Raw genomic sequence first — 25,810 nt, 5'->3', positions numbered from 1 at the left:
TTTTTATCCATGAACACGTTTCATGTAATCTTGGTAACTTTCTGTATCCATCAATTCCTTGGCATTCTTGACACGGTCTGCTGTTGGAGGTTTGACCCCTTCAAGCGAATAAGGAATCCCAAGTTCACGCCACTTGAATTCTCCCATCGTATGATAAGGTAGGATTTCAAACTTGTCAACGTTTTTGAGGGTTTTTACGAACTTCCCAAGTTCGATCAAATCTTCATCACGGTCTGTCAATCCTGGTACGAGAACGTGGCGAATCCAAACAGGCTTCCCGATATCTGATAGGTACTGGGCACAGGCCAAGATGTTTTTATTGGTTTGGCTTGTGACAATCTTATGCTGTTCTTCGTTGATTTCCTTGATATCCAGGAGAACCAAGTCTGTCACCGCCATGAGTTTATTAAACTTTTCGAGATAACGTGGTTTGTTACGGAATGGAAGGGCACAGGTGTCCAAGGTACAGTGGATTCCTTTTTCCTTGGCCTTGGTAAAGAGGGCAATTAGGAAATCAATCTGTAAGAGAGCTTCTCCTCCACTAACAGTGATTCCTCCTTTGTCTCCCCAGAATCCACGGTAGCGAAGGGCTTCTGACAAAACATCGTCTACTGTCCGTCTTCGTGATTTATTGGTCTCCATAGCCCATGTATCGGGGTTATGGCAGTACTGGCAACGCATCTGACAACCTTGCAAAAAGACAATAAACCGAATCCCAGGGCCATCTACTGCCCCAAAACTCTCTGTCGAATGCACCATTCCTGTCACTTGTCCATAGTCAATTGTTTCTTCAGACATATCGTCACCTTCCTTGAAACCGTTTTATAGTTTTATTATATCACGAGTAAGGTGAAAAACAAGGTTTTTTTGTCTATTTTTTAGAAAGCAATCTGTTTTTCACTTTCATTTTCAATTTCTTTTACTGATCCGATTCAAAATCAAAACCATACAAGGTTGCGAAATAGTCCTCAGGACGCTCTGCACGGCGGATTTGACGGGCTTTGCCTTCTTCGGTATAGAGGATTTCTGCCGATCGTAGTTTAGCATTGTACTGGTAACCCATGGAGAATCCATGTGCACCTGTATCATGAATCACTAGCAAATCACCGATTTCTGTATGAGGTAGTTCGCGATTCACTGCAAATTTATCATTGTTTTCACAGAGTGAACCAACCACATCTACCACCTCCACTGGTCCATCTGTATGAGTCAGATTGGTGATATGGTGGTAGGCTCCATACATGGCTGGGCGCATGAGGTTGACTGCTGATGCATCCACACCCAGATAGGTACGATAGGTTTTTTTCTTATGAGTGACTCTTGTGACGAGAGCTCCGTGAGGGGCTAACATAAAGCGGCCCAATTCGGTGAAAATCTTAACCTGACCAAGACCTGCTGGCGTAAGGACTTCCTCATAAACCTTACGCACCCCTTCACCAATCACAGCGATATCATTTGGCTCCTGGTCTGGGCGATAGTTGACACCAATACCGCCGGAAAGATTGATAAAGTCTAGTGAAATGCCCAACTTTTCCTTGATTTCAACAGCCAATTCAAAAAGCTGACGAGCCAACTCTGGGTAGTAGAGATGGGTGACAGTATTGGATGCTAGGAAAGAGTGAATCCCAAAAGTCTTGGCTCCTTTTTCCTTCAAAATCGCAAAGGCTTCAAAAAGCTGGTCCTTGGTCATCCCAAACTTGGCTTCTCCTGGATTGTCCATAATGTCGGTACCCAGTTCAAAAACACCTCCAGGATTGTAACGACAAGAGATAATTTCTGGAATGCCTGCCGCTCGCTCTAGATGTTCAATGTCTTCAAAAGCATCCAAGTTAATGGTCGCACCTAACTCACGCGCATAGGCATATTCCTTGTCAGGCGCGTTGTTAGAAGAGAACATGATCTCAGAACCGGGGAAATCCAGTTTATGGCTCATCAAGAGCTCTACATAACTAGAGCAGTCCACACCGCACCCTTCCTCTTGGAGGATTTTCAAGATGGCTGGGGTTGGAGTGGCCTTGACTGCAAAATATTCCTTAAAGCCCTTGTTCCAGGAAAAGGCCTTGTTGACGGCTCTTGCTTTTTCACGAATCCCCTTCTCGTCATATAAGTGAAAGGGAGTCGGGAACTCTGCAACAATTGTTTCTAAATCTTCACGGCTGATAAATGGTGTTTTCATAAGCATCCTTCTATTCTGTTTGCAAAGAAAGGCTGGGACAAGCGTTCCAACCTTTAGTTCTATCTCTTATTTGTCTTCGTCAAAGATATTTCCAATCTCGACATCGATGGATTGGTTCTTAACATCAATATTAGTTACTTTCAAGAGTGACTTGTAATCAAACTGCTTTTCACGTTCTTCTTGGGCATTGTCTGCAAAGACTGCGACACCAGCTAGTTCAGAATCGAATTCACGCAAGAGACTAATCATCCCGTTGACAGTTCCGCCGCCTTTCAAGAAGTCATCCACAATCAAGACACGACTGCCTGCCTTGAGACTGCGTTTTGAAAGGAACATTTTCTCAATGCGGTCACCACTGGAACCTGAAACATAGTTGACGCTGACCGTTGAACCTTCGGTAATTTTCAAGTCACGACGCACAATGACAAATGGAACGTTGAGGACATTGGCAACTGCATTTGCGAGTGGAACCCCTTTAGTTGCTACTGTCATAACGGCATCGATTTTTTGGTCCATAAAGCTCTTGGCAATGATACGCCCAATATTTTTCAAAATGGCAGGCGTACTAAGCAAATCAGACAGGTAAATGTAGCCACCTGGCAAGATACGGTCGCTTTCTGAAAGTTTGTCACGCAAGTCTGCGATCATTTCTTTGGCTTCATGACTAGAAATTGATGGTGTAAAGATAACGCCACCACCTGCTCCAGTCACAGTCTGAATATGGCCGATTTCGATTTCCTCAAAGGCACGCTTGATAATCACGATGTCCTCTGAAATCGATGATTTAGCAGATTCGTACTTTTCTGCAAAGGTATTGAGACTTGTTAGTTTGTATGGATTATTAATCAAATAGTTGGAAATGACAACCATCCGATCACTTCTTCTTAATTTCATTTTTATTTACCATTCCATTTAATTTTGATATTTTATCCATTATACCACATTCACATAAAAAAACGAACATTATTGCGTAAAAAATGCTCGTTTTTCTTAAATTATTAATCTAAATCTGGTTTATAGAAGGAACGATTGTCCATGGCGAAGATTTTGTTGGTCATCTCTCCTTTATCCACCAAAGCTAGAGCTGTTGACATCATCATCATGCTGGCATCTAGATTGTCAATCATATGGATAATCTCTGCCTCCATGATACGTGGACGGACTGGACTTCCATACTCCAGCAAGCCATGGTGACTGAGGATGACATGGCGCAGTAGCACCACTTCTTCTCTAGTATCATCGATACCTAGTTCCATGACTGTCTTGGTAATTTCACTATCGATGAGAGCGATATGCCCAAGGAGATTGCCTCGAACTGTGTACTCCGTCTGGTCTGGTCCCGTCAACTCAATAACCTTGGCCAAGTCGTGTAGCATAATCCCAGCATAGAGCAGGCTCTTGTTGAGCTGAGGATAGATATCGCTAATGGCATCTGCCAAACGCACCATGGTTGCCGTGTGAAAAGCCAAACCCGTTTCAAAGGCATGGTGGTTGGTCTTGGCAGCCGGATAGGAGTAGAATTCCTTATCATACTTGGTGTAGAGACTACGAACGATACGCTGCCAGACAGGATTTTCAATCTTGAAAATCATTTGCGACATGTAGTCACGAATTTCCTTGACATCAACCGGCGACTTGACCTTGAAATCAGCTGGATCATTGGGTTCCCCAGGCTGAGGCAAGCGGAGAGTGATTTGATTGACTTGAGGTGTATTATTATAAACTTCTCGACGTCCCTGCATGTGGACGACTTTCCCTGCGGTAAAGGCCTCAACGTTATGAGGTTGGGCATCCCAGAGCTTCCCTTCAATCTCGCCGCTATCGTCTTGGAAGGTAAAGGCTAAGTAGTTTTTCCCAGCACGCGTCTGTCTCAGGTCAGCTGACTTGATCAGGTAAAAGCCTTCAAACAGCTCATCTTTTTTCATGTGACTAATCTTCATATTCTTCCTCATTTTCTTGGAAATGGAGTAGATCAAGCGCAGGCTCATCTTCTGATAACTCAATGTGACGGAGCGTCCGCTCGATAGCTGTGGTACGACGGTTTAATAATTCATCAATATTGCCAGAGGCATGTTGGAGATGCTTTTGTGCTTTGACCAGAATGCCACCAAACTTGCCAAACTCGGTCTTGACGCTGGCAAGAGTCTTGCTGATATGGTCGGCACTCTTTTGGATATTGAGAGTTTTGAAGCCAACCGATAGGGAGTTGAGCAGGGCTGATAGGGTACTTGGTCCTGCAACGATAATCTGCTCTTCCCGTCTCAAATCATCAAAGAAGACAGGATTGCGGACGATTTCTGAGTAAAGTCCTTCTGTTGGAACAAACAAGACTCCAAAATTGGTCGTCCGAGGCGGCGCTATATACTTGCTCTTGATATCCTTGGCGAAACGCTTAACACTTGCTAGGAGAGATTTACGACAGCGTTCAATCTCGTCCTTATCACCTGCTTCATAGGCTTCTTCTAAGCGGTAATAATCTGCCAGTGGAAACTTGGAGTCAATCGGCAAATAGACATATTCCTGGTCGCCTTGGCCAGGTAACTTGATGGCGTACTCTACTCGCTCGCTAGAGTTTTCAACCGTTGCATATTCTCGTTCGTACTGGGCTGGTGTCATGATGTCTTCGATGATTTGCCCCAGTTGCAATTCTCCTAGAATCCCTCGCGTCTTGGTTCCAGAGAGAACCTTATTAAGTGCACCAACATCACGGGCAACTGTCTGCATCTCTCCAAGACCACGATTGACAGACTCCAGTTGCTTGGAAACTGTCTCGAAGGAAGCCTGCAAACGCGTTTGCAAGGTCTTTTCCAACTTTTCCTCGACAGTTTGACGCATTTGTTCCAAACGTTGCTCATTTGATTCCTGCAAAGCTTGGAGACGTTGGTCGGTCTTGTCTCTGGTTTGGAGGAGATTATCTGTCATTTCTTGACGGACTTGCGTCAGGCCTTGGTGCAACTCCATTCGCACTTCTTGCAAACGGTCGCTGACAACCACTTCCAAATCTTTTTGATCCAGCTGACTGGCTTGTCTGGCTTGTTCAAAACGATAATCCAGTTGATCTGAAAGATTGTCTGCTTGATCCTCCAAGCTCTTTGCTAGGTACTTATCTTGCTTATCCTGCCTTTGCCAAATCAGAAAGAGTCCAGCTAGGTTGGCAATTAATAATAGTAATAATACAGTCTCCATCCTACCTCCTGTCCTTGCTATGCAACACGACGACATAGCCATCTGGGCAAGTTACCGCAACTTCCCTATCTATATATTCGTTAGAAGCGTACACTTTTTTAAAGAAAAAATTTTCCTCAGTCAATTCGTACTTGGCACCAAGAATAGTCAGCTGGCTATCCCGAACTGGCATAAAAGCAAGATAGTCATAGTCCGAACGGGGCTCTAGCTGACTGGTCCCTTCTGGACAATAGGCAATCAAGTTTTGCCCATCCTCAATCGCTATCTGGCGCATATAGGGTGCCAACTTGGGATTGCTAGGCAGAAAGACATTGGCCAGCATGTGGTCGATCCGACCACCAAGAGCACCGAAAATAGTGACCTGAGCCTGGGGATTTTGCTCAAAGATGGTTAAAAGAGCCAATTCCAGATCCGTATCATCCTTTTCTGGCTGGGCTTGAACAAAATGTTGGGCACATTTTTGAATCAACTGACGTTCGTCTGCGGTTACCGAATCAAAATCCCCAACTGCTAGAGTGAGAGGCAGATCTTCTTCCAAGACCCAGAGTGAGCCTCGATCCACACCGACAAAGCAATCAAAATCCGTCCGATAATGACCACGGTCTCCGCCTGCAAAAACGGCAACCCTAGTCCAGTTGTTTTCTGAGAGTTTGCACTCGTTCATTGACATCTCCCTTAAAGACATAGGACCCTGCTACAAAGACTGTAGCACCAGCTTCTTTGGCTTGAGCAATGGTCTGGTCAGCAATACCGCCATCGACTTCAATTTCAAAGTTCAAACCTTTTTCCTGACGAAGGGCAACCAACTCACGAACCTTGTCCATGGTTTCAGGCAGAAAAGCTTGACCACCAAAGCCAGGATTAACCGTCATGACCAAGACTTGATCAACTAGATGAAGGACGTGCTTAATCGCCTCGACAGGCGTACCAGGATTGATAACAACCGAAGGTTTGACACCAAGAGAGCGAATCTTTTGAAGAGCACCATGGATATGAGGTGTTGCTTCAACATGAATGCTGATGATATCTGCACCTGCACGCGCAAAGTCTTCTAGATGATGCTCTGGATTAGCTACCATCAAGTGGCAGTCAAAGACCATCTTGCTATGAGGACGAAGAGCCTCTACCACACCTGCACCAAAGCTGATCTGAGGTACAAAGTGACCATCCATGATATCGATATGGGCGTATTCTGCCCCAGTTGCTTCAAGGCGTTTAATTTCACGTTCAAAGTTGGCATAATCTGCTGCCAGAATTGACGGAGCAATCTTGTATTGAGACATAGGTTTCTCCTTATTTTGGTATTTTTTTGCTGACTTTTTTATAGGTTTCTCTGCGATTTTCAATTTCACTGAGAAATTGCAGGTAGTTGTCAAAACGGAAGCTTGCAATGATACCCTCTTCGACAGCTGGTTTGACCGCACAAGACGGCTCATGGGTATGGGTACAGCTACGGAATTTACAGTCTCGACTGACACTAGCAATCTCTGGAAAGGCCTGATTGAGGTCTTCAGCCGTTGACACTTCATAATCCAGTGATGAAAATCCTGGTGTGTCCGCGATTTTACCCCCATTGAGGTTGTAAAAACTAACCGCTCGAGTGGTGTGACGACCACGACCCAGACTGTCTGAGATTTCTCCTGTTTCAAGATTGAGGTCCGGTGCGATTTTATTGAGGAGGGTTGATTTTCCAACACCAGTCTGCCCCATAAAGACCGTCACTTTCCCTGTCAACAGAGGTAAGAGCTCTTCCTTACTGGTCACAAAGTCATAACCAATAGTACGATAGGTCTGCTCGTAAAAATCCAGTTCTCCCCTATCCTCCAGCAAGTCCATTTTGGAAATATAGACGATAGGATGGATGCCCTTGTGTTCCAGAAGAACCAAGAACCGATCCAGCAAATTGCTATTAAAATCAGGTTCCTTGACGGACATGATCACCACGGCTTGGTCAATATTGACAATAGGCGGACGGACCAGACTGTTTTTCCGTTCATGAATCTTAAGGATATAACCTTCAGAATTTTCCTCGGCAGAAAAGTCTACCCAATCCCCAACATAGGGCGTGTGGCCTTTTTTACGAAAATTCCCGCGCGCACGTGTCTGATAGACTTGGCCATCACTCTCCACATAATAGAAGCCCGCCAAGGCTTTAATGATTTGTCCCTGCATCTTAGAGTCCTTGCCCTTTAAGCGCATCAGCTAGACCGGCAAACTCTTCCAAGCTAAGTGCTTCCCCACGCACACTTGGTGACAAACCTGCCTGATCCAAAGCCTTGGTCAGCTTATCCTTGACTTCCTCAGTCTTTCCAAAGTAGCCTGTTAAGTTATTCCATAAGGTCTTGCGACGATGAGTGAAGCTAGCCTTGGAAACCTTAAAGAAGAAGTTCTCATCTTTTACTGCTACAGCAGGCCCTGGACGGCGCACCATTTTTAAAATGGCTGAGTCCACGTTTGGGGCTGGCACAAAGACCGTACGAGGCACGATGAAGGCAACCTTAGCAGTCATATAATATTGCACCGCAATCGACAAACTACCGTAAGCCTTAGTATTTGGCTGTGCGGAGATACGGTCCGCCACTTCTTTTTGCATCATGACGACAAACTCGCTAAAAGGAATGCCACTCTCGATCAAGTGCATGAGAATAGGCGTCGTAATGTAGTAAGGCAAGTTGGCTACTACTTTAATCGGCAATTCAGGATTTTTGAAATTCTGGATATGTTGCGCCAAATCGACCTTAAGAATGTCCTCATTGACTACAGTAACATTGTCAAAATCACGTAAAGTATCTGCTAGGATTGGTACTAAACGGTGGTCAATCTCAAAGGCCATGACTTGAGCCGCACGCTCAGCCAAAAACTCCGTCAAAGCACCAATACCTGGCCCGATTTCGATAACATTAACCTGGTCATCAATTTCAGCCGTATCCACGATTTTTTGAAGGATATTGGTATCCGTCAAGAAATTTTGCCCGAAGGACTTTTTAAAGGTAAAGCCGTGACGCTCCAGCACTGCCTTGGTCACGCTGTAATCTGCAATTCTCATTTATTCTCTTTTCTAATATAATATGCTTCCGGAGTATAATGATAGAGCAAAACAAATAAGGGAGTCTCAGTAATTCCTTCCAACATCTCTTTTAAGACCGCATCTGGATGGATAATCTCTCGTGTTTTGGTAAAATAAACACCTTGTTCCCTATTTCGATTACGGAGTTCCCAAGCGACATTATTTCCTTGAACAGACGGCAAATAACGTTCCTTTTCTAGAAAGTCAAAAAATTCTTTCACCGTCATATCTTCAGGAATCTCAAATTCTGTCTCATGAGGCAATACATCGTCCCCCATACACACAGACTCTCTATCAACTCGTATTTTCATCTTGCTCTTTCCTTATAAATTTCCATTTAAATATTATCAAAATGAATCTCTTGAAATAAATCTAGGTACCTCTATTGTAACACATTCCCTTTGTATTTTTGGGCTATCTAACTATTATCATAACTTTCCATAGTCTCTTCCACTTCTGCCAAGGTTATCCCAAATAACTCTAAGCGCTTGAGGAGTTGCTTGCCGTTGGAATAGCCGATGCGGAGCTGTTCGCCTAGATACTCTCTGCGCCTACGACTGTCTGCTCCCGCCAAGAAACCTAGGCGAATCAAGTCACCACGACTGATGTCAAACTCGTTCTCGTTTTCAAATTGCTCTGTCACCTGAGCCAGCGCTGTTTTCATATCTTCATAGCTGGCGTGTTCGATTCCCAGAGAACGTCCCTTGGTCTTGGATTTGGGAACAGCCTCATCTCGTTTGAGAAAGGCATGTTGTACCGTTGGAATGGCCGTCATAATCATGCGCCGAATGCGTTCCCCATTAAAATCTGGATCTGTAAAGACAATGACTCCATGCAATTCATGCAGACGCTGAATCCGCTCTATATCTTGGCCATTTATTGCGGAACCTCGTGTTTCATAGGTCTCTACATCAAAATAACGTTTGAGATTAGCTGTATCATCCCGTCCTTCGACTACGATGACTTGGGAAATTTTTTCTTTCATCACTTGCTGTCCAATCCAAAGATACGCTCTGCATTTGCAGTTGTTACTGCGGCTAACTCCTCAGTCGTCATACCACGCAAATCCGCGATAAAATCTACCACATAGCGTGTGTAGGCTGTTTTGTTTTCACGGCCACGTTTAGGAACAGGAGCCAGGTAAGGGGCATCTGTTTCTACCAAAATCTTTTCCAAGGGAAGTTCTCTGGCAGCTTCTTGGATATCCGTCGCTTTCTTAAAGGTCACCACTCCTGAGAAGGAAATGGTCATGCCAAGCTCCACAAACTTTTCAGCCCACTCCAAAGAGCCTGAAAATGAATGCATAATCCCACCACGAGGACCAACTCCCTCGCTCTTGATGATCTCATAAGTATCTTCTAGCGCATCACGAGTGTGGACCACAAAGGGCAAATTCAAGTCCTTAGACAGCTGAATCTGACGACGAAAAACCTGCTCCTGCACTTTCTTAGATGCTGTCATCCAATGGTAGTCCAGACCAATCTCCCCCAAGGCAACAACCTTGGGATGTTTTAGTTTTTCAAGCAAGTAAGCTTCGACCTCGTCTGTGTAAGTCCCTGCTTCCGTCGGATGCCATCCAATAGTTGCGTAGAGTTGCTCATACTCATCTGCTAACTCTAGGGCACGTTCAATGGTCGGCTTGTCAAAACCAACAATGTTCATCCGAGTCACACCCATCTCAGCAGCCAAGGCAAGTTCTTCCTCCTCACGTCCTGCAAATTCCTCTACATTTAAATGTGTATGCGTATCAAAAATCATCTCTTCTAACCTCATTTTCTTCCATCTATTATACCAAAAATAGCATCCCTCGGCTTGTAAAAATATTCTAATACCAATCATTCTCCCTTGACTGCCTTTTTTCAAAGCAGTATAATAACACTTATTGAAATTTTCATCAAAGGAAAAGAAAATGTTTAGAAAATTAAAATATACCTTTATCGGTCGACCACTCAAGTCTCTCACAGATGGTGAAGGGGGATTACTTGGAAAAATGCAGGCACTTGCAATGTTATCCAGTGATGCCCTGTCTTCTATTGCCTATGGACCTGAACAAGTCATTCTCGTTTTAGTCAGTCTCTCTCCTCTCGCCATTTGGTGGAGCCTCCCTATCGGTATTTTTGTCCTCTTACTCCTCGCTAGTTTGACCGTTTCCTATCGTCAAATTATTCACGCCTATCCTCAAGGTGGTGGGGCTTATATGGTCACTCGGGAAAATCTCTCTCCTGAACTAGGCTTGATTTCAGGGGGCAGCCTCCTTGTTGACTATATGCTGACAGTAGCCGTATCCGTTGCGTCTGGAGCTGATGCTATTACTGCAGCCATCCCTGCCCTCCATCCCTATAATCTTCATATCTCTATTTTCCTAGTCTGTCTGCTCATGCTCTTGAATTTAAGAGGTTTGAAAGAATCTGCCAGCTCTCTGATGATTCCCGTCTACCTCTTTATCTTCAGTACCGTCTTTCTCTTGCTTTATGGGTTCTTTCAACTATTTACAGGGTCCCTAAACTACCAGGCGACTTCAACCATTGGGCAAACCGTTCCGAGCCTTTCCATCGTTCTCCTATTGAGAGCCTTTACCAGTGGCTCTGCCTCTCTGACAGGGGTTGAGGCTATTTCAAATGCGGTACCATTTTTCAAAACTCCGAAAGAAAAGAATGCTGCTCAGACCCTGACCATCATGTCGCTCATTTTAGGATTTCTTTTTGCGGGCATTACCTTCCTAAACTACTGGATGGGTATCACTCCTCAAAATGGAGAAACCATCCTCTCGCAAATGGCCAAGGGCATTCTTGGTGATTCATTCTTTGGTCATGCTAGCTACTATCTCTTCCAGTTCTCAACAGCCTTGATTCTAGCTGTAGCTGCAAATACTGGCTTTTCAGCCTTCCCTATGCTGGCTTACAATATGGCTAAAAACAAGTACATGCCCCATCTCTTTATGGAAAAGGGGGATCGCCTTGGCTACTCCAACGGTATCTTAACTCTGGCTTTTGGAGCTATGATCCTTCTTCTCATTTTTAACGGGAATACTGAACGCTTGATTCCTCTTTATACTATCGGGGTCTTCGTTCCCTTTGCCCTTTCTCAGACTGGGATGATTCGTCATTGGAAAAAGGAAAAAGGAGCAAACTTCTTAAAACCTGCCTTTGCTAATATCCTTGGGGCCATCATTTGTTATGCTATCGTTCTCATTTTACTCCTCTTCAGACTGGGTGATATCTGGCCATTCTTCCCAATTATCCTAGTCTTAACCTTCCTCTTTTTGTCCATTCACAGCCATTACCAAAAAGTGGCAAAACAACTGCGACTCTACGAAGGAATTGAAAAACGTACCTACGATGGCAATCTGGTTCTTGTCCTAGTAGGAAATGTTACTCGAGTAAGTGTCGGAGCCATTAGCTACGCTCAAAGTATCGGTGACGAAGTGTTGGCCATGCACATTTCTACTAAAGAAACGGCCGAAAAAGACCAAGAAATCCTTCAGGAATTTGCCGATTACTTCCCAAATATCACTCTGAAGAATATCAATACCAGCTACCGCGACATCATCACTCCTAGCGTTAAGTATGTCAAACGAATCGCCCAAGAAGCTAAGCAAAAAAACTACACCGTTACAGTCCTTGTCCCACAGTTTATCCCTAACAAGCCTTGGCAAAATATCCTGCACAATCAAATGAGCCTCAAACTAAAATACGCTCTCAGATGGCATGAAGACGTCGTTGTCGCTAGCTACTCTTATCACTTAAAAGAATAAACAAAAACTCAAAATCAGTAACTTATATCTGGTTTTGAGTTTTTTGTATGTGACCTTTTAAACGAGTCCTCCATGAATTTCATCTGAAATGACCGATTTCAAGGACAATGCACCCTTTAAGATAAAAAGAAAAGCCAGTAGACTCGAGTTCCTACTGACTTCTTTGTTGAATTCGTTTGGATTAAGCAGCCAAAACTTTGCGTCCTTTACGACGACGAGCTGCCAATACGCGACGACCGTTTTTAGTTGACATACGGTTACGGAATCCGTGTTTGCGCGCACGACGAAGTTTACTTGGTTGATAAGTACGTTTCACGATGAATACCTCCTCATAGATTTTGTATTCGTTTAGCCGGCTATAAAGTGATCAGTTACTAAACATACTTTACTATTCTATCTGATTCTTACCTATTTGTCAATAGCTCTAAGGAAATGTTTCCTGCTTTTCCCTATGAAACCCTTATCTACGATACTGGCTCAAGAAACGTGTCATCTTTTCTTGGATTTGCGCCAATTCGTCCACACGAGGAAGGTAAACGATACGGAAATGGTCAGGTTCCTTCCAGTTAAAACCACGACCATGAACCAAGAGAACCTTTTCCTGCTTCAAGAAATCAAGAACGAACTGTTCATCATCATCGATGCGGTACATATTGCGGTCAATTTTAGGGAAGATATAAAGACCCGCCTTCGGCTTAACCGCAGACAAACCTGGGATATCTTGGATAGCATTGTAAATGAAGTTTCTTTGCTCGTAAATCCGTCCACCAGGAAGGAGCAATTCATCCACTGACTGGTGCCCACCTAGTGAAGTTTGTACGACTTGCTGGGCCAAAACGTTAGAGCAAAGACGCATATTGGATAGCATATTGAGCCCTTCGATATAGCCCTTGACATGGTGCTTAGGACCAGACAAGACCATCCATCCTACACGGAAACCAGCGATACGGTGAGATTTTGACAAACCATTCATACTGACACAGAAAACATCAGGTGCCAAGCTCGCCACAGGCGTATGCACATGCCCATCCATCACCATGCGATCATAAATCTCATCTGCAAAGATGATCAAATCGTTCTGACGAGCAATCTCAATAATCTCCAACAAGAGTTCCTTAGGATAAAGGGCTCCAGTTGGGTTATTTGGATTGATAAGGACGATTGCCTTGGTATTGGAAGTAATTTTTGACTTAATATCGTCAATATCTGGGTACCATTCTGCAGCTTCATCACAGATATAGTGAACGGCATTTCCCCCAGCTAGGCTGACCGCGGCTGTCCAGAGAGGATAGTCTGGCATAGGCACCAAGACCTCATCGCCATTATCCAAAAGCCCTTGCATGGACATAACAATCAGCTCACTGACACCATTTCCGAGGTAGATATCATCAATGTCTACATTAGGGAATTTCTTCAATTGGCAATACTGCATGATGGCCTTGCGGGCTGAGAAAATCCCTTTGGAGTCAGAATATCCCTCACTATCACGCGCATTCATAATCAAGTCATGAATGACCTCATCCGGCGCTGTAAAGCCAAATTCTGCTGGATTCCCTGTATTCAGACGTAAAATCTTTTCTCCGTTTGCTCGCATCCGCATAGCTTCTTCCAAAACAGGACCACGGATATCATAGGCAACGTGCTCTAACTTACTAGACTTGTTATATTCTTTCATCTTGTTTCCTCAATTCATAGAGATAGTAACATTATACCACTAGAAAGGGATTGCGACAAGTTTCCTGAAATGAGCAAGCAAAGAAAAAAACTCACAACGACTAGGTTCTCACCGTCTAAACAACTAGAATACAGAAGTATTTTCTCACATACCAAAAGACAAACCTAGAAAGATCAGCGCTAAAAAGGAGTCATACAAGAGATTAAACATGAGAAAGAGCCCCCACGTGACCAAATAGTCCAAACGACCACTTCTCTTTGCAATCACCAATAAAATGATGTGGTAGACCAAGTGAAAGAGAAGAAATCCAATAAAACCTGGATAGAGAACGGGCATGACTCTTTCCAGCCGCCAAAGCATCACTACTTCACCTACAAGTGACGCAAGGATAATTCCATGATAAAGAAAACTTATTTTTTTAAAAGTCTGAACAAAATCTTTCATACTTTCTCATCCCCTTTACTGTGTTTCCTACTAGCTCGTTTTCTTTTATTTTAACATATCTCCACCAAATTGAATCTCCAATAATATTTATTGAAATATGATTTTTACTTTACTTCTTTAGTGAAAAGGATTACAATAACAGTAAGAAAATTTCAGGAGGTTTCATTATGGCACAACGTTACCAAAATGTTATGGTCGCAATTGATGGTTCTAAAGAAGCGGACTTGGCTTTCGTCAAAGGTGTTTACACTGCTCTACGCAACGAATCCAAGCTCACCATTGCCCATGTTATCGACACACGCGCTCTTCAAAGCGTGTCTACCTTTGATGCTGAAGTTTACGAAGAGCTCCAAGTCGATGCTGAAAGTCTGATGAAGGAGTACGAAAAGCGCGCAAGAGATGCTGGTGTGACCGATATTCACATCGTCATCGAAATGGGAAATCCAAAAACCCTCCTTGCCCGTACTATTCCAGACGCAGAAAATGTCGACCTGATTCTCGTTGGTGCAACAGGGCTCAATGCCTTTGAACGCCTCTTGGTTGGCTCTTCATCTGAGTATATTCTTCGCCATGCAAAAGTCGATTTGCTGGTCGTGAGAGAAAGTGAAAAAACATTGTAATCATTAAAAAAGGAGCCTCTGGCTCCTTTTTGTTTGTCCTGGTTGGGTCAGAAAAAGGCTTTAAACAATTGTTTAAAGCCTCTATCTTATTTAGAAAGTAGTCAATCTCAAAAGATTGAATTATTTGTAACTGTATGCCCAGTAGTATACACCGTTTCCATCAACTACTGCTGCTACAGCTCCTTCAGTGACATTCGGATCGAGAAGCAAGTCTCTCAAACCACTGTTTGCCCATTTCTTAACGACAACAGCAGCATCTTCATCACGACGTCCTACAAAGCCTGTGCTATCGTATTGACGTGAAATTTCATTTACTTTCGGAAGTGCTTGATTTTGATAAATGTCTTCAGACCAAGTCAATTCTTTCAATCCTTGAGCTTTACGAGTCTCATTGATTTTAGCGAAAGCTTCTTTCGCTTTTGAAACATAGTCATAGTTTGTATCATTTGTTGCTTCAACACGGTAAACAAACTTCACATAACCAAATTCTACATCACTGTATTTCTTGTCTTCGACACCACTCTTGAGATTTGCAATCAAGACATAGTCCTTAGCGTATGGGTTTTCTTTAGTCTTCTCAAAGATTTCTGGATCTTCGATTTCCCACTCAACTTTAGCATCCCAACCAGAGTTATCAAGGAACTTAGGATTCATTTTTTCGATGACATAGTTTTTGAACTCTTCAACATTCTTGAATGGCAATGCTTGACCTGCTTTAGCAGTCGTTACCAAGTTAGTTGAGTAAAGTTTCACGCTTGAGTTCTTGTCACTGTACATGTACTCGTCATCAGCAGTGTTTTCGTGAAGTTTTGGATCACGAGCTGGATCGTTTGGATCAGTCATCCCTTGAAGTTTCCATTTTCCTCCAAGCCACTTCCAGTATGCTGAGTAACCTGTACGCTCTGAATTAGATGATACATAATAGTAATGTGCACTACCGTCGAAGTAGTAGTTTTTATCATTCTTGAGGACTGCATCACCTGGTTTACCTGGTGGGTAAACCAATTTTGGAGTTTGTCCATTTGGTGCCCAAGCCAAGTGTTCCAATCCTTCAGCTGGTTTTTCAACATAATCAGGGATTTGGTTTTCACTTGGTTCATCAGTCGTTACCAAACCTGGTGTTGTTGGGATAGCTGGAGTTGCTGGTGTTTCTGGTTTTGGTTCTGCTGGTGTTTCTGTTGATGGCTTGAATGGATCAAATTCACTATCAGCACCATTAATTGGTGGGTTTTCTGGTAGGTCAACACTTGGAGTTGCTGGTTGCTCTGGTTTTGGCTCAGCTGGTGTTGTTGGCTCTTCAGGTTTATCACTAGGAGCTGGTGTTGGAGCCTCTGGTTCTGCTGGTGTTGGAGCAGGAACTTCAGGTTGACTTGGTTGTGCTGGCTCAACCGGAGTTGTTGGTTGTTCTGGTTTTGGTTCAGCAGGAGTTGCTGGTTGTGCTGGTGTTGGCTCAGCTGGTTGTGCTGGTTGTGCTGGTGTTGTATCAGCAGAATCTTTCACCAATACCCACTTACCATTTTGGTAGTAGTAATAATCACCATTGTCCAATACATAGTAATGGTATCCATTTTCGTAACGATAGTGCGGATCGTTTTCCAAGTTGTTAGTAGATGAGTTGTTGTTACTATTGTTTGTCAAAGGTTTCCACTGACCGTTACGATAAATACGGTAGCTACCGTCGTTCATGCGGTAGTAGTGATTGCCATTCCAGTAAATATAGTTTTCATCGCTAGCAAGGTTGTTGTAACTATTCCAATAGTTATAACCATAGTAGTTGCTACTGTTGTCATAGCCATAGTAGTTATTCCAATTATTGTAACCGTAGTTGTAACTTGGGTAATAGCTACCATATCCATAATTATAGCTTGGGTAGTAGCTATTGTAGCCATAGTTATAGCTTGGGTAATAACTGTTGTAGCCATAACTTCTTACAGTATAGTTTGATGTGCGGCTACGATTTGCAGTAGTACGGTTAGAAGTACGATTGCTTGAACGGCGGCTAGTTCTTGTATAGTAGCTATTATTCCCATTCCAGTTGTAAGCAGCGTGAGCTTCACTTGGTGCAAAAGTTGGAAGCATTGTTACAGCTGTTAAAACAGAAGCTGTCAAATAGGTATATTTTTTCTTCATTTCAACCTCTTAATTCTTTAATTTCTAAACTTGAAAATTAAAATAATAAAAATAATAATAAAAATTTGGAAAGCAATTGTGCACAATTTTATAACTAACCCTCAAAACTAGAGTGAATTCTTCACATCAACTTGTTAACAGGCCTGAAATAAACAAGTTGACTTTCTGTCTTTAAAAAGAGCATATTATAGCAGCGTGAGGATTTTATATTTATTCGCTTTCTGAATTCATTCTAACACATCAACTTTCAAATATCAAATAATTTGACTCATCTTTTTTTGATATTTTTTTAAAAGGAAAGCTAGATAAATTGGGGTAAAATGCCACTCTGCATTATTTTTTGTAAACTAAAATATTTTTCTTTTCTTTTTCAAAAAAAATTTCAAACGTTTTCTAATTCAAAATAAGTATAAATATGCTAATAATAATTAGTGATATATATGTAATTGTTCGGATTTCGGTTCAAAAAATCCCCGAATTTTTCATCCAGGGAAAAGAATTTTCTCTTATTTTTTATTTTTTCTTTCTTTATGTCGCTCATAAGCTTTAAACTGACGTTGTAGTTCCTGTCGGATGACAGGTTCTGGAGCATATTTTTCTTCCCAGTCATCTGGTTTTAAAATCTTGTGTGTAACTGGGTCAAAATGAGCTTTTCCGTCTGGGAAAACCTTCCCCATATTTGCTTCATGAACAATATCAAAAATGCGTTCTGGGTCTACTCCCATCAAAACAAAACTACCGTATGTAAAATACAGTGTGTCAATCAAAGCATCCACTTGACCGACCAAGTTTTGCTTAGCAGGCGTCTTTTTCTCCACTTTCTCTGCCGCCTTATCAAGTGCCTCATGCATGCTTGCAAGGGAGTTTTGGAATTCTTCCTCCGAAGAACTTGCTGCACGAACAAACTCCACTAATTCTTCAATTTTAAAGTCTGCGCGGTGGGTTGCACCTTCAGCATCCCATGCCTGTGGCTCTTCTTGAGTTCGTTCATCCATCATGTGGTGGAAGGTTTTGACCTTATTAAAGTGGTAGTCTCGACTGACAAACACTTTTTCTGAAGCCAAAACACCAAAGTGCTCGAGCGCCTTGTGGATACCATCTTGTTGATTACTTGCCGTAATATGCTTGGCAACTTCTTTGACACTGCTACTGCCATTTCCCATAGCAACCGACATACCAACACCCGCTAACATTTCCAGATCGTTGTCTGAATCACCAAAGGCCATGACTTGGTTGAGATCAAAGCCATATTCTTTCCCGACTCGGCGAATGCCTTCTAGTTTGGAATTTCCTTGGTTAATGATATCTGCTGCAAAAGGATTGCTTCGAGTTAATTTCAAATCTTCAAAATCACTTGCTGCCTTCTCAGATTCTTCTGGCGTCATCAGCATCAAAACTTGATAAATGGGTTGATTAATCAAGTTAAGCAAGTCGTCTTCCTTTTGAGGAACTGCCTTGCTGACCATTCGATTAAAGGAACGGCTAACGGTTCTTGTCAGAACAGTCGGAATAAAACGACTAACCAGTTGGGAAAAGGAGCCGAGACCAAATGACATAATCTTCGAACCAACAACGGCATGCTCGGTTCCAAGAGCGATTTCTTTACGCTCCTTTTTAGCATAAGCAATCAGTTGACGTAGGCTTGACTTAGCGATTGGGCTTGCAAAGAGTACCTTTTCTTTATTAAAAATGTATTGGCCATTGTAGGTCACCGCAAAGTCTAGGTCCAAGTCTTCCATCAATTCCTTGACAAAAAACGGCCCTCGTCCTGTCGCTACTCCAACAAGCACTCCTTGCTCTTTGACAATCTTAATCGCGTCCTTAGTGGATTTCAAAACACTCTTGCGATCGTTGACTAGCGTTCCATCGATATCAAAAAAAACAGCCTTGACTTCCATCCTGTCCCATTCTCCCCTTTTGTGTTACAATGATTATACCACATTTCAGAAAGAGTGACTAAATCATGCCTAAGAAAATCCTTGTTTTACATACAGGTGGGACTATTTCCATGCAAGCAGACGCCACTGGTGCCGTTGTAACTAGTCAGGACAATCCCATGAACCATGTTTCCAATCCACTTGAAGGAATTGAGGTTCATACCCTAGACTTTTTTAATCTGCCAAGCCCTCATATCAAACCCAATCATATGCTTGCACTCTATCATAAGATTAAAGAGGAAGCTGATAACTATGATGGAGTTGTCATCACACATGGTACAGATACCTTAGAAGAAACAGCTTACTTCCTTGATACCATGAAAATTCCGCCCATCCCCATCGTTCTAACAGGGGCCATGCGTAGTTCAAACGAACTTGGTAGCGACGGTGTATATAACTATCTGAGCGCTTTGCGAGTTGCCAGCGATGACAAAGCAGCCGACAAGGGTGTACTGGTCGTCATGAACGACGAGATCCACGCAGCCAAGTATGTTACCAAAACTCATACGACCAACGTCAGCACCTTTCAAACCCCAACACATGGACCACTTGGCCTCATCATGAAGCAAGAAATCCTCTACTTCAAAACGGCTGAGCCTCGTGTCCGGTTTAATCTTGAGCATATTCAAGGTCTGGTTCCCATCATCTCAGCCTATGCCGGTATGACAGACGAGCTGATTGATATGTTAGACTTAGAACAGCTGGATGGCTTAGTCATTCAGGCCTTTGGAGCAGGCAATATTCCCAAAGAAACAGCTCAAAAGTTGGAAAATCTCCTCCAAAAAGGAATCCCAGTCGCCTTGGTCTCACGTTGTTTTAATGGTATTGCTGAACCTGTCTACGCCTACCAAGGTGGAGGGGTGCAGTTGCAACGAGCTGGTGTTTTCTTTGTCAAAGAACTCAACGCTCAAAAAGCGCGCCTCAAATTATTAATTGCCCTTAATGCTGGACTAAAAGGACAAGCTTTGAAAGACTATATGGAAGGATAAACCTCTTCTCTAGAAAGCAAATCAGGAAATCTTCACGATTCCCTGATTTTTTCTATTTACGTTTTCGTGTAGAGCGGCGTTCTGTCAAACCATGAGGTAGGAGAACTTCACGTTCTTCCAACTCTTCCTTATGCATAATCTTAGTCAACATACGCATGCTGATAGCACCTAGGTCATAAAGAGGTTGGGCAATAGTCGTCAAGTTTGGACGAGTGAATCGTGCAATCTGAGAGTCATCTGTCGTAATGATTTCAAACTCTTCCGGCACAGATACGCCATGGTCAGCCAAACCATTCAACACACCTGCTGCCAATTCATCACCTGTTACAACTGCGGCTGTAGCTTGTGATGAAATCAAGCGTTCTGCCAAGGCATAACCATCGTCATAGCTGTATTTTGATTCAAAGACCAATCCCTCGCTATAAGAATGTCCTGCTTTTTTCAAGGCTTCCTTGTAACCAATCAAACGAACCTTGCCATTGATATCATCGACGAGTGGTCCACTCACAAAAGCAATCTTTTCGTTTTCTTTTAGAAGGTAGCTTACAGCATCAATCGTTGCTTGTTTGTAGTCGATATTTACACTTGGAAGTTGGTGTTCTACATCCACAGTACCAGCAAGAACAACCGGTGTCCGTGAACGAGAAAACTCTGAACGAATCTTTTCAGTCAAGTGATAGCCCATAAAGATAATCCCATCGACTTGTTTTGAAAAGAGAGTGTTGACTACTGAAACTTCCTTTTCATCATCCTCATCACTATTTGCAAGGACAATGTTATACTTGTACATTTCAGCAATGTCGTCAATTCCCTTAGCAAGCGTTGAGAAATAACCATTGGTAATGTTAGGAATCACAACTCCGACTGTCGTTGTTTTCTTGCTAGCCAAACCACGTGCTACCGCATTTGGACGATAGTCCAAGCGATCAATCACTTCTAGGACTTTTTTTCGAGTGTTCTCTTTAACATTCTTGTTGCCATTAACGACACGGCTAACTGTTGCCATCGAAACTCCTGCTTCACGGGCGACGTCATAAATCGTTACTGTATCATCTGTGTTCATTCCGTTTCCTTTCTATAATGAAAATTTCGCTTTCACGCATCTACTTACTCCATTTTATCACTTATTGTAAACACTTTCAAGTATTTTTTAGAGAAACTTTGAAAAAATTTCACAGTTTATTCCCATTTTGAAAAAGCAAGTAGGATTTCTTGATTTTTAAGACATTTTGCTGTATGATAAGGAAAATAAAGGGGGGAGGAAAACATGGCTTTTACAAATACACAGAGACGTTCCGCTAGTTTTGGTGTCGTGACCAGCTTACCTGATGATGTCATTGACTCTTTATGGTATATTATCGATCATTTCCTGAAAAATGTCTTTGAATTAGAAGAAGAACTTGAGTTTCAACTGCTCAACAATAAGGGGACCATCACCTTCCATTTTTCTAGCCAGCACCTTCCGACTAGCATTGATTTTGATTTCAATCATCCTTTCGATCCCCTTTACCCTCCTAGGGTCCTTGTTTTAGATACGGACGGTAAAGAAACCATCCTCCTTCCAGAAGAAAATGACCTATTTTAAAAACTCTAGCTTCTCGGCGCAAACTGCTGAGGAACTAGAGTTTTCTTTTTCTAATAAATGGATCGACTGACAACTAGACCGTTTGGTTTTGTATACTCTAAGTCAAGATAATCCTGATAAGTCCCTGGCACAATGAAACCTTGAGGACTCAATATATCAGTCCCAGCTTTTCCTACGATAGAGTCTGCCAGCAAGACACAATTGGTACTAAGAACAAAGTAGGTCTTAAACTCGGATGAACTGAATTTATAGAGGATCGCATCTGCTTCCTGTTTCAGTTGGTAGGAGTAGGTATGCTTTACCTCGCCCTCTCTTCTTTTCATCAACTGTGAACTTGGTTCCCAAGGAATTAACAGGTCTTCTATCTCTTCTAGACGAGCTTGGATGGCTGCTTTCTGTTGGTCTGTCAAACTCAGACCATAAGCAAACAAGGTCTTCTGACTTTCCCTCTTACAGAGCTCGATGTATTTTTCCCGATTGGCCTTAAACAAAACACCATCTCCAACCATGCCGAACAAACGCTCCGAGTGGGGATCATACGAGCCATAGGAAATAACCTTCCCTTGGTAACAAATATCCACATGTCCCATAGCGAGGAAGAAAGAGGTTTCTGAGGTATGGATAAAAATTTCCAGATCAACTACCTGATCGTTTTTTCTTTCTGAATGAACTTCCCCTTCTTGGCTTTCATGATTTGCCAGCCACTCATTTAGTTTTCGCAAGGTGCTGATAGGGATCAAAGCCGTCACAAAGATCGGCAAGGTCATTCGCATTCGTCGTTTCAGCTTGGGATTGTTTTCTATCTTTTCAAAAAAGAAACCGTCCCGGAGGCTACTAGCTCCTAGCATGAGCAAGTAAAACCCAAGCAAGAGCAATTCAAAATTCGCTGCATCGTGAAAAGGAGAGATGCTATAAAGACCGAATCCTATCATCCATACAGCATCGAAGAGATGATGGAGCCGAGGATGAATGGCATTTTTTCGATAGAGAGACCAGGTCACAAGACTAATGATGCCCGTAAACAGCTGGTAGCTCGCAATGATAAAAACCAGGAGATAGAGGGCAAGGTCTTGCAAGATGATAGAGTCAAACACCAGAGCCGCAACCGCCAGCTTTCCCAAGGTTACAAAGATATTTTCCCGACGTTTTTTATCCTGAAACCAGCGAGTCAACAAGTGCCAAACTGCTGACAAGGAAAAGTAACCCATCAGCAACTGGTATCCCATTCTCGGAATAACTTGTCCAAATCGAATCAAGAGAAGCCCTAAAACAATAGCAAGTAGTCCCTCCCCAATACTCTTCCACTTACTATAGGTCTCGGAAAGCTTAGGCATTTCCTTGCTCCAACTGGTCAACCAAGTATCGAATTGGTTGCTTTAGGATCGGATGGATAAAATGGGGAGCTATTTCCACTAACGGCTCAAGAACAAAGAGGCGTTCTGCTATATAAGGATGAGGCAATATGAGCTCGTCTGTGTAAATAATCTGGTCCTCCATAAAGAGTAGGTCCAAATCAATCAAACGAGGCCCCCAATGCACCTCTCGAACCCGTCCCATTTCTAACTCAATGGCTAACAATGTTTCTAACAAGACTGGTGCTGGTAGCCAGGTTTCTACTTCAATCACCTGATTGGCAAAGCTATCCTGATCCACACCACCCCAAGGCTCCGTCGTCAAAACACTGGACTCTTTGAGAATATGGATACCTCGAGTTCGCAGTTTGTCAATGGCTTGCTCCAAGTTTGCTTGCTTATCTCCCATATTACTTCCTAGAGCGATAAAGGCCCGTTGTTTGCGACGGCGAATGGTCACCGAGCAGGTATCCAATGGTAAATGCACTGGAGCCCACGGTTTTTTTAGTTCCAACTCAATCTCTTGGACAAGAGGATAGGTCTCAAAGGTACGTTCAACTAATTTGTAGGCTACCGTTTCAATCAAGTCCTCAGTGCTTTCCTGAAACCAAGTCGTCCACTGCTGACACAGTTCTCCGTAATGGACAGAAGCTGTTAAATCCAATTCTGTAGCCGCCTTGGTCATATCATAGGATAAGCTTGCGGAAATAACAAACTTCTGCCCTAATTCTTTCTCACTAGGGAAAAGACCATGATAGGCAAAAATTTCCAAATCTTTAATCTGCAGTTGATCCATAATTAGTCCTTTCTAGAAAAATCCGCATGAAGCGGATTCTTTTTATACTCAATGAAAATCAAAGTGCAAACTAGGAAGCTAGCCGCAGGTTGCTCAAAGCACTGCTTTGAGGTTGTAGATAAAACTGACGAAATCAGCTAAAAACACTGTTTTGAGGTTGTGGATAGAACTGACGAAGTCAGTAACCGCACCTACGGCAAGGTGAAGCTGACGTGGTTTGAATTTGATTTTCGAAGGGTATTATAGTCCCATTAAACGATAAGCTTGGTCTCGGAGGTCCTTATCTGTTTCAAATACACCTCGCGCTACTGTCGTCAAGGTTGCCGTGCCTGGCTTTCTGACACCACGCATGCTCATACACATATGTTCCGCCTCAATGACAACAAAGGCTCCTTTAGCACCCAGATAGTCCATCAAGGCATCGGCCACCTCAATATTCAAACGCTCTTGAATTTGTGGTTTTTTAGAATAAACTTCAACCGTACGGGCTAGCTTAGACAAGCCTGCCACCCGACCATCTGGAATGTAGGCAATGTGCGCTCTCCCATAAAAGGGCAAAAAGTGGTGCTCACACATAGTGTGGAAAAAGATATCCTTTTCTACAACCATATTATCGTCGATAATCTCAAAGGATTTTGACAGGTGTTCCTCAGCAGTTTGGCCAAGACCTGAAAAAATCTCTTGGTACATACGAGCTACACGAGCAGGTGTTTCCTGCAAGCCCTCGCGGTTAGCGTCCTCACCAACAGCCTCAATAATCATTTTTACAGCCGTTTCAATCTTTTGTGTATCCATTCTCGTTCTTCCTCTCCATCAGATAGGCTCTCACTTGGCTCAAGAAATACAAGGAACCTGTGACAATCCTAACTGTTTGTTTCTCTTCATTTTTATCTGTCAATTTCTGCTCTAGAAAATCCTGCCAAATTTGGTAATTGAGATTTCTAGACTTGGCTGTCTCTTTCAGCACGCTTTCATCCGTCGCCCGACTATCGTCAAAATGGGTTAAAGTCAATTGACTATCTGGCACCGTCTCTAGCAAATCCAGCATATCCTCCAAGGCCTTGGTCTTGATACAAGTAAAGAGGATTTCCTTATGATAATCCGCAAAGCGTTCTTGCAAGGTTGCTAATAAAGCCTTGATAGCATGGGGATTGTGGGCCCCATCCAAAATCATCAAGGGGTCGCTAGACACGACCTCCAAACGCCCTGGCCATCTGGTCTCTTTCAAAGCTTGAGCAACCAAGTCATTACTTGCCAACTCCCGCCTATCTTCTTGACAAAAAGTATCAAGTAAAGCTATGGCCATCCCCGCATTCTCTATCTGGTGCAAACCAAGCAGACCTGTTTGAAAGCTCCCTTGTCTGACAGAACTGGTATAATCAAAGATTTCGCCTGTCACCACACTCTTTTGGTGACTGACCTGATAATCTTTTCCATAGGTAAGTCTAGGCGCATTTTTAGCTTCTGCAATAGAGTCTATCACAGTCAAGGCTTCAGGAACAATATGACCTGTCACTAATGGAATGCCTTGTTTGATAATACCAGCCTTCTGCTCTGCTATGGCTTCCAAGGTGTCACCAAGTAGGGCTACATGATCCAGTCCAATGGTCGTAATTCCTGTTAAAATTGGCTGGCAGACATTAGTACTATCCAAAAGACCACCCATGCCGACTTCCATGATAGCCACATCTACTTGTTCTGAGGCAAAGTAATCATAGGCTAGAGCTGTGATAATCTCAAACTCGGTTGTTCCCTGCAAATTGTCAGCAGATTCTCTCTCAAGCAAAGACTGATAGTCTGCCATGAGAGCTTCTAGTTTCGCTTCAGGAATGGATTCCCCATTAATGCTAATCTGGTCTGTATAATGAATGAGATAGGGCGAGCTGAACACCCCAACTCTCAGGTCTAGCCCTTCCAGCATCTTTTTCAAAAAAGCAATGGTCGACCCCTTGCCATTGGTCCCCCCGATATGGATGACCTTAAGTTTGAGATGGGGATTGCCTCGCAGAGCTAGGAGTTCCACCATTCGCTCCAAACCAAAATGCGGTTGGTCCGTCCGGTAGTGGGCAATCCACTGATTGTTTTGAATTTCGTTCATC

The 25,810-nt window shown here is 43.0% G+C and carries 26 protein-coding genes; 4 read left to right on the top strand and 22 right to left on the bottom strand.

Translation table 11 applies throughout. The features are described from left to right. Window positions 1-3 precede the first annotated feature (3 nt). From pflA to CO686_RS00380, 12 genes are all read right to left on the bottom strand, one after another. The gene (gene pflA / locus CO686_RS00435) at window positions 4-798 is read right to left on the bottom strand and encodes a pyruvate formate-lyase-activating protein (protein ID WP_049550062.1); all 795 of its coding nucleotides are present in this window, start codon (window positions 796-798) and stop codon (window positions 4-6) included. 121 nt (window positions 799-919) lie between these two features. After that, window positions 920-2,176: a diaminopimelate decarboxylase gene (locus CO686_RS00430; RefSeq protein ID WP_096753358.1), complete on the bottom strand. Its 1,257-nt coding sequence runs from the start codon at window positions 2,174-2,176 to the stop codon at window positions 920-922. 66 nt (window positions 2,177-2,242) lie between these two features. Further along, window positions 2,243-3,070 carry a pur operon repressor gene (gene purR / locus CO686_RS00425; RefSeq protein ID WP_002874197.1) on the bottom strand — a complete coding sequence of 276 codons (828 nt, stop codon included), beginning with the start codon at window positions 3,068-3,070 and terminating at the stop codon, window positions 2,243-2,245. A gap of 104 nt (window positions 3,071-3,174) precedes the next feature. After that, window positions 3,175-4,116, bottom strand: coding sequence for a 3'-5' exoribonuclease YhaM family protein (locus tag CO686_RS00420; protein ID WP_096753357.1), 942 nt, complete (start codon window positions 4,114-4,116; stop codon window positions 3,175-3,177). Continuing rightward, window positions 4,106-5,362, bottom strand: a complete 1,257-nt coding sequence (locus CO686_RS00415) for a DNA recombination protein RmuC (RefSeq protein ID WP_172844162.1) — start codon at window positions 5,360-5,362, stop codon at window positions 4,106-4,108. The genes CO686_RS00420 and CO686_RS00415 overlap by 11 nt, the downstream gene beginning before the upstream one ends. Window position 5,363: 1 nt before the next feature. Continuing rightward, on the bottom strand, window positions 5,364-6,026 hold the full coding sequence (locus CO686_RS00410) for a thiamine diphosphokinase (protein WP_084921562.1): 663 nt from the start codon (window positions 6,024-6,026) through the stop codon (window positions 5,364-5,366). Beyond that, on the bottom strand, window positions 5,989-6,645 hold the full coding sequence (gene rpe / locus CO686_RS00405; protein ID WP_096753355.1) for a ribulose-phosphate 3-epimerase: 657 nt from the start codon (window positions 6,643-6,645) through the stop codon (window positions 5,989-5,991). The genes CO686_RS00410 and rpe overlap by 38 nt, the downstream gene beginning before the upstream one ends. Window positions 6,646-6,655: 10 nt before the next feature. After that, complete coding sequence (gene rsgA, locus CO686_RS00400; protein WP_096753795.1) at window positions 6,656-7,534, bottom strand: ribosome small subunit-dependent GTPase A; 879 nt, start codon at window positions 7,532-7,534, stop codon at window positions 6,656-6,658. A 1-nt stretch (window position 7,535) separates the two neighbouring features. Further along, on the bottom strand, window positions 7,536-8,408 hold the full coding sequence (gene rsmA / locus CO686_RS00395; protein ID WP_096753354.1) for a 16S rRNA (adenine(1518)-N(6)/adenine(1519)-N(6))-dimethyltransferase RsmA: 873 nt from the start codon (window positions 8,406-8,408) through the stop codon (window positions 7,536-7,538). Beyond that, entirely contained in the window at window positions 8,405-8,740 is a 336-nt protein-coding gene (locus CO686_RS00390; protein ID WP_070534910.1) for a hypothetical protein, read from the bottom strand. The genes rsmA and CO686_RS00390 overlap by 4 nt, the downstream gene beginning before the upstream one ends. 107 nt (window positions 8,741-8,847) lie before the next feature. Beyond that, a complete protein-coding gene (rnmV, locus tag CO686_RS00385; protein ID WP_070534913.1) occupies window positions 8,848-9,414 on the bottom strand; it encodes a ribonuclease M5 in 567 nt (188 codons plus the stop codon). Beyond that, window positions 9,414-10,187 carry a TatD family hydrolase gene (locus tag CO686_RS00380; RefSeq protein WP_070534915.1) on the bottom strand — a complete coding sequence of 258 codons (774 nt, stop codon included), beginning with the start codon at window positions 10,185-10,187 and terminating at the stop codon, window positions 9,414-9,416. Before CO686_RS00380 ends, rnmV begins: the two co-directional genes overlap by 1 nt. 151 nt (window positions 10,188-10,338) lie before the next feature. Between CO686_RS00380 and CO686_RS00375 the strand changes: the two genes are divergently transcribed. Further along, window positions 10,339-12,183, top strand: a complete 1,845-nt coding sequence (locus tag CO686_RS00375) for an APC family permease (protein ID WP_096753353.1) — start codon at window positions 10,339-10,341, stop codon at window positions 12,181-12,183. A 181-nt stretch (window positions 12,184-12,364) separates the two neighbouring features. Here CO686_RS00375 and rpmH read toward each other — a convergent pair whose 3' ends face one another. The 3 genes from rpmH to CO686_RS00360 all read right to left on the bottom strand — a co-directional run bounded on the left by rpmH (window position 12,365) and on the right by CO686_RS00360 (window position 14,302). Beyond that, window positions 12,365-12,499: a 50S ribosomal protein L34 gene (gene rpmH, locus CO686_RS00370; protein ID WP_000831905.1), complete on the bottom strand. Its 135-nt coding sequence runs from the start codon at window positions 12,497-12,499 to the stop codon at window positions 12,365-12,367. Between the two features lie 144 nt (window positions 12,500-12,643). Next, window positions 12,644-13,858: a pyridoxal phosphate-dependent aminotransferase gene (locus tag CO686_RS00365; RefSeq protein WP_000666454.1), complete on the bottom strand. Its 1,215-nt coding sequence runs from the start codon at window positions 13,856-13,858 to the stop codon at window positions 12,644-12,646. A 144-nt stretch (window positions 13,859-14,002) separates the two neighbouring features. Next, window positions 14,003-14,302, bottom strand: coding sequence for a hypothetical protein (locus CO686_RS00360; RefSeq protein WP_096753352.1), 300 nt, complete (start codon window positions 14,300-14,302; stop codon window positions 14,003-14,005). A 167-nt stretch (window positions 14,303-14,469) separates the two neighbouring features. Between CO686_RS00360 and CO686_RS00355 the strand changes: the two genes are divergently transcribed. Continuing rightward, on the top strand, window positions 14,470-14,922 hold the full coding sequence (locus CO686_RS00355) for a universal stress protein (protein ID WP_000079162.1): 453 nt from the start codon (window positions 14,470-14,472) through the stop codon (window positions 14,920-14,922). Window positions 14,923-15,042: 120 nt separating this feature from the next. Here CO686_RS00355 and CO686_RS00350 read toward each other — a convergent pair whose 3' ends face one another. Further along, the gene (locus tag CO686_RS00350; RefSeq protein WP_000731511.1) at window positions 15,043-17,052 is read right to left on the bottom strand and encodes a CAP domain-containing protein; all 2,010 of its coding nucleotides are present in this window, start codon (window positions 17,050-17,052) and stop codon (window positions 15,043-15,045) included. A 506-nt stretch (window positions 17,053-17,558) separates the two neighbouring features. Then, on the bottom strand, window positions 17,559-18,950 hold the full coding sequence (locus CO686_RS00345) for a Cof-type HAD-IIB family hydrolase (protein WP_000453123.1): 1,392 nt from the start codon (window positions 18,948-18,950) through the stop codon (window positions 17,559-17,561). A 65-nt stretch (window positions 18,951-19,015) separates the two neighbouring features. On the opposite strand from CO686_RS00345, the gene CO686_RS00340 reads away from it, so the two are divergent. Further along, window positions 19,016-19,978, top strand: coding sequence for an asparaginase (locus CO686_RS00340; protein ID WP_049500580.1), 963 nt, complete (start codon window positions 19,016-19,018; stop codon window positions 19,976-19,978). Window positions 19,979-20,030: 52 nt separating this feature from the next. On the opposite strand, the gene ccpA is transcribed toward CO686_RS00340, so the two are convergent. After that, window positions 20,031-21,041, bottom strand: coding sequence for a catabolite control protein A (gene ccpA, locus CO686_RS00335; protein WP_001090635.1), 1,011 nt, complete (start codon window positions 21,039-21,041; stop codon window positions 20,031-20,033). 204 nt (window positions 21,042-21,245) lie between these two features. Here ccpA and CO686_RS00330 point away from each other — a divergent pair, with 204 nt between their 5' ends. Continuing rightward, on the top strand, window positions 21,246-21,563 hold the full coding sequence (locus CO686_RS00330; RefSeq protein WP_000886047.1) for a DUF960 domain-containing protein: 318 nt from the start codon (window positions 21,246-21,248) through the stop codon (window positions 21,561-21,563). Window positions 21,564-21,613: 50 nt separating this feature from the next. Here the strand turns inward: CO686_RS00330 and CO686_RS00325 are convergent, their stop codons facing one another. From CO686_RS00325 to CO686_RS00310, 4 genes are all read right to left on the bottom strand, one after another. Further along, window positions 21,614-22,897 carry a hypothetical protein gene (locus tag CO686_RS00325; RefSeq protein ID WP_049500583.1) on the bottom strand — a complete coding sequence of 428 codons (1,284 nt, stop codon included), beginning with the start codon at window positions 22,895-22,897 and terminating at the stop codon, window positions 21,614-21,616. Next, a complete protein-coding gene (gene folK / locus CO686_RS00320; RefSeq protein ID WP_049500585.1) occupies window positions 22,890-23,711 on the bottom strand; it encodes a 2-amino-4-hydroxy-6-hydroxymethyldihydropteridine diphosphokinase in 822 nt (273 codons plus the stop codon). The genes CO686_RS00325 and folK overlap by 8 nt, the downstream gene beginning before the upstream one ends. A gap of 240 nt (window positions 23,712-23,951) precedes the next feature. Further along, a complete protein-coding gene (folE, locus tag CO686_RS00315) occupies window positions 23,952-24,506 on the bottom strand; it encodes a GTP cyclohydrolase I FolE (RefSeq protein ID WP_000380933.1) in 555 nt (184 codons plus the stop codon). Further along, window positions 24,487-25,809, bottom strand: a complete 1,323-nt coding sequence (locus CO686_RS00310; RefSeq protein ID WP_065371417.1) for a bifunctional folylpolyglutamate synthase/dihydrofolate synthase — start codon at window positions 25,807-25,809, stop codon at window positions 24,487-24,489. The genes folE and CO686_RS00310 overlap by 20 nt, the downstream gene beginning before the upstream one ends. Window position 25,810: the final 1 nt, after the last annotated feature.

It is taken from the genome of Streptococcus oralis, assembly GCF_002386345.1.
Lineage (GTDB): Bacteria > Bacillota > Bacilli > Lactobacillales > Streptococcaceae > Streptococcus > Streptococcus oralis_S.
Note: the sequence above shows the minus strand (reverse complement) of the source record. Positions and strands in the feature narration are given on the sequence as shown.

Bases quoted from the DNA above. Each gene is read 5' to 3' on its own strand.
- rpe (WP_096753355.1), bottom strand. From the start codon at position 6,645: ATGTCTCAATACAAGATTGCTCCGTCAATTCTGGCAGCAGATTATGCC.
- CO686_RS00410 (WP_084921562.1), bottom strand. From the start codon at position 6,026: ATGAACGAGTGCAAACTCTCAGAAAACAACTGGACTAGGGTTGCCGTT.
- rsmA (WP_096753354.1), bottom strand. From the start codon at position 8,408: ATGAGAATTGCAGATTACAGCGTGACCAAGGCAGTGCTGGAGCGTCAC.
- pflA (WP_049550062.1), bottom strand. From the start codon at position 798: ATGTCTGAAGAAACAATTGACTATGGACAAGTGACAGGAATGGTGCAT.
- CO686_RS00420 (WP_096753357.1), bottom strand. From the start codon at position 4,116: ATGAAGATTAGTCACATGAAAAAAGATGAGCTGTTTGAAGGCTTTTAC.
- CO686_RS00365 (WP_000666454.1), bottom strand. From the start codon at position 13,858: ATGAAAGAATATAACAAGTCTAGTAAGTTAGAGCACGTTGCCTATGAT.
- rnmV (WP_070534913.1), bottom strand. From the start codon at position 9,414: ATGAAAGAAAAAATTTCCCAAGTCATCGTAGTCGAAGGACGGGATGAT.
- CO686_RS00325 (WP_049500583.1), bottom strand. From the start codon at position 22,897: ATGCCTAAGCTTTCCGAGACCTATAGTAAGTGGAAGAGTATTGGGGAG.
- CO686_RS00375 (WP_096753353.1), top strand. From the start codon at position 10,339: ATGTTTAGAAAATTAAAATATACCTTTATCGGTCGACCACTCAAGTCT.
- CO686_RS00345 (WP_000453123.1), bottom strand. From the start codon at position 18,950: ATGGAAGTCAAGGCTGTTTTTTTTGATATCGATGGAACGCTAGTCAAC.
- CO686_RS00380 (WP_070534915.1), bottom strand. From the start codon at position 10,187: ATGATTTTTGATACGCATACACATTTAAATGTAGAGGAATTTGCAGGA.
- CO686_RS00330 (WP_000886047.1), top strand. From the start codon at position 21,246: ATGGCTTTTACAAATACACAGAGACGTTCCGCTAGTTTTGGTGTCGTG.
- CO686_RS00430 (WP_096753358.1), bottom strand. From the start codon at position 2,176: ATGAAAACACCATTTATCAGCCGTGAAGATTTAGAAACAATTGTTGCA.
- CO686_RS00340 (WP_049500580.1), top strand. From the start codon at position 19,016: ATGCCTAAGAAAATCCTTGTTTTACATACAGGTGGGACTATTTCCATG.
- CO686_RS00360 (WP_096753352.1), bottom strand. From the start codon at position 14,302: ATGAAAGATTTTGTTCAGACTTTTAAAAAAATAAGTTTTCTTTATCAT.
- rsgA (WP_096753795.1), bottom strand. From the start codon at position 7,534: ATGCAGGGACAAATCATTAAAGCCTTGGCGGGCTTCTATTATGTGGAG.
- CO686_RS00390 (WP_070534910.1), bottom strand. From the start codon at position 8,740: ATGAAAATACGAGTTGATAGAGAGTCTGTGTGTATGGGGGACGATGTA.
- CO686_RS00310 (WP_065371417.1), bottom strand. From the start codon at position 25,809: ATGAACGAAATTCAAAACAATCAGTGGATTGCCCACTACCGGACGGAC.
- ccpA (WP_001090635.1), bottom strand. From the start codon at position 21,041: ATGAACACAGATGATACAGTAACGATTTATGACGTCGCCCGTGAAGCA.
- folK (WP_049500585.1), bottom strand. From the start codon at position 23,711: ATGGATCAACTGCAGATTAAAGATTTGGAAATTTTTGCCTATCATGGT.
- folE (WP_000380933.1), bottom strand. From the start codon at position 24,506: ATGGATACACAAAAGATTGAAACGGCTGTAAAAATGATTATTGAGGCT.
- CO686_RS00350 (WP_000731511.1), bottom strand. From the start codon at position 17,052: ATGAAGAAAAAATATACCTATTTGACAGCTTCTGTTTTAACAGCTGTA.
- CO686_RS00415 (WP_172844162.1), bottom strand. From the start codon at position 5,362: ATGGAGACTGTATTATTACTATTATTAATTGCCAACCTAGCTGGACTC.
- CO686_RS00355 (WP_000079162.1), top strand. From the start codon at position 14,470: ATGGCACAACGTTACCAAAATGTTATGGTCGCAATTGATGGTTCTAAA.
- purR (WP_002874197.1), bottom strand. From the start codon at position 3,070: ATGAAATTAAGAAGAAGTGATCGGATGGTTGTCATTTCCAACTATTTG.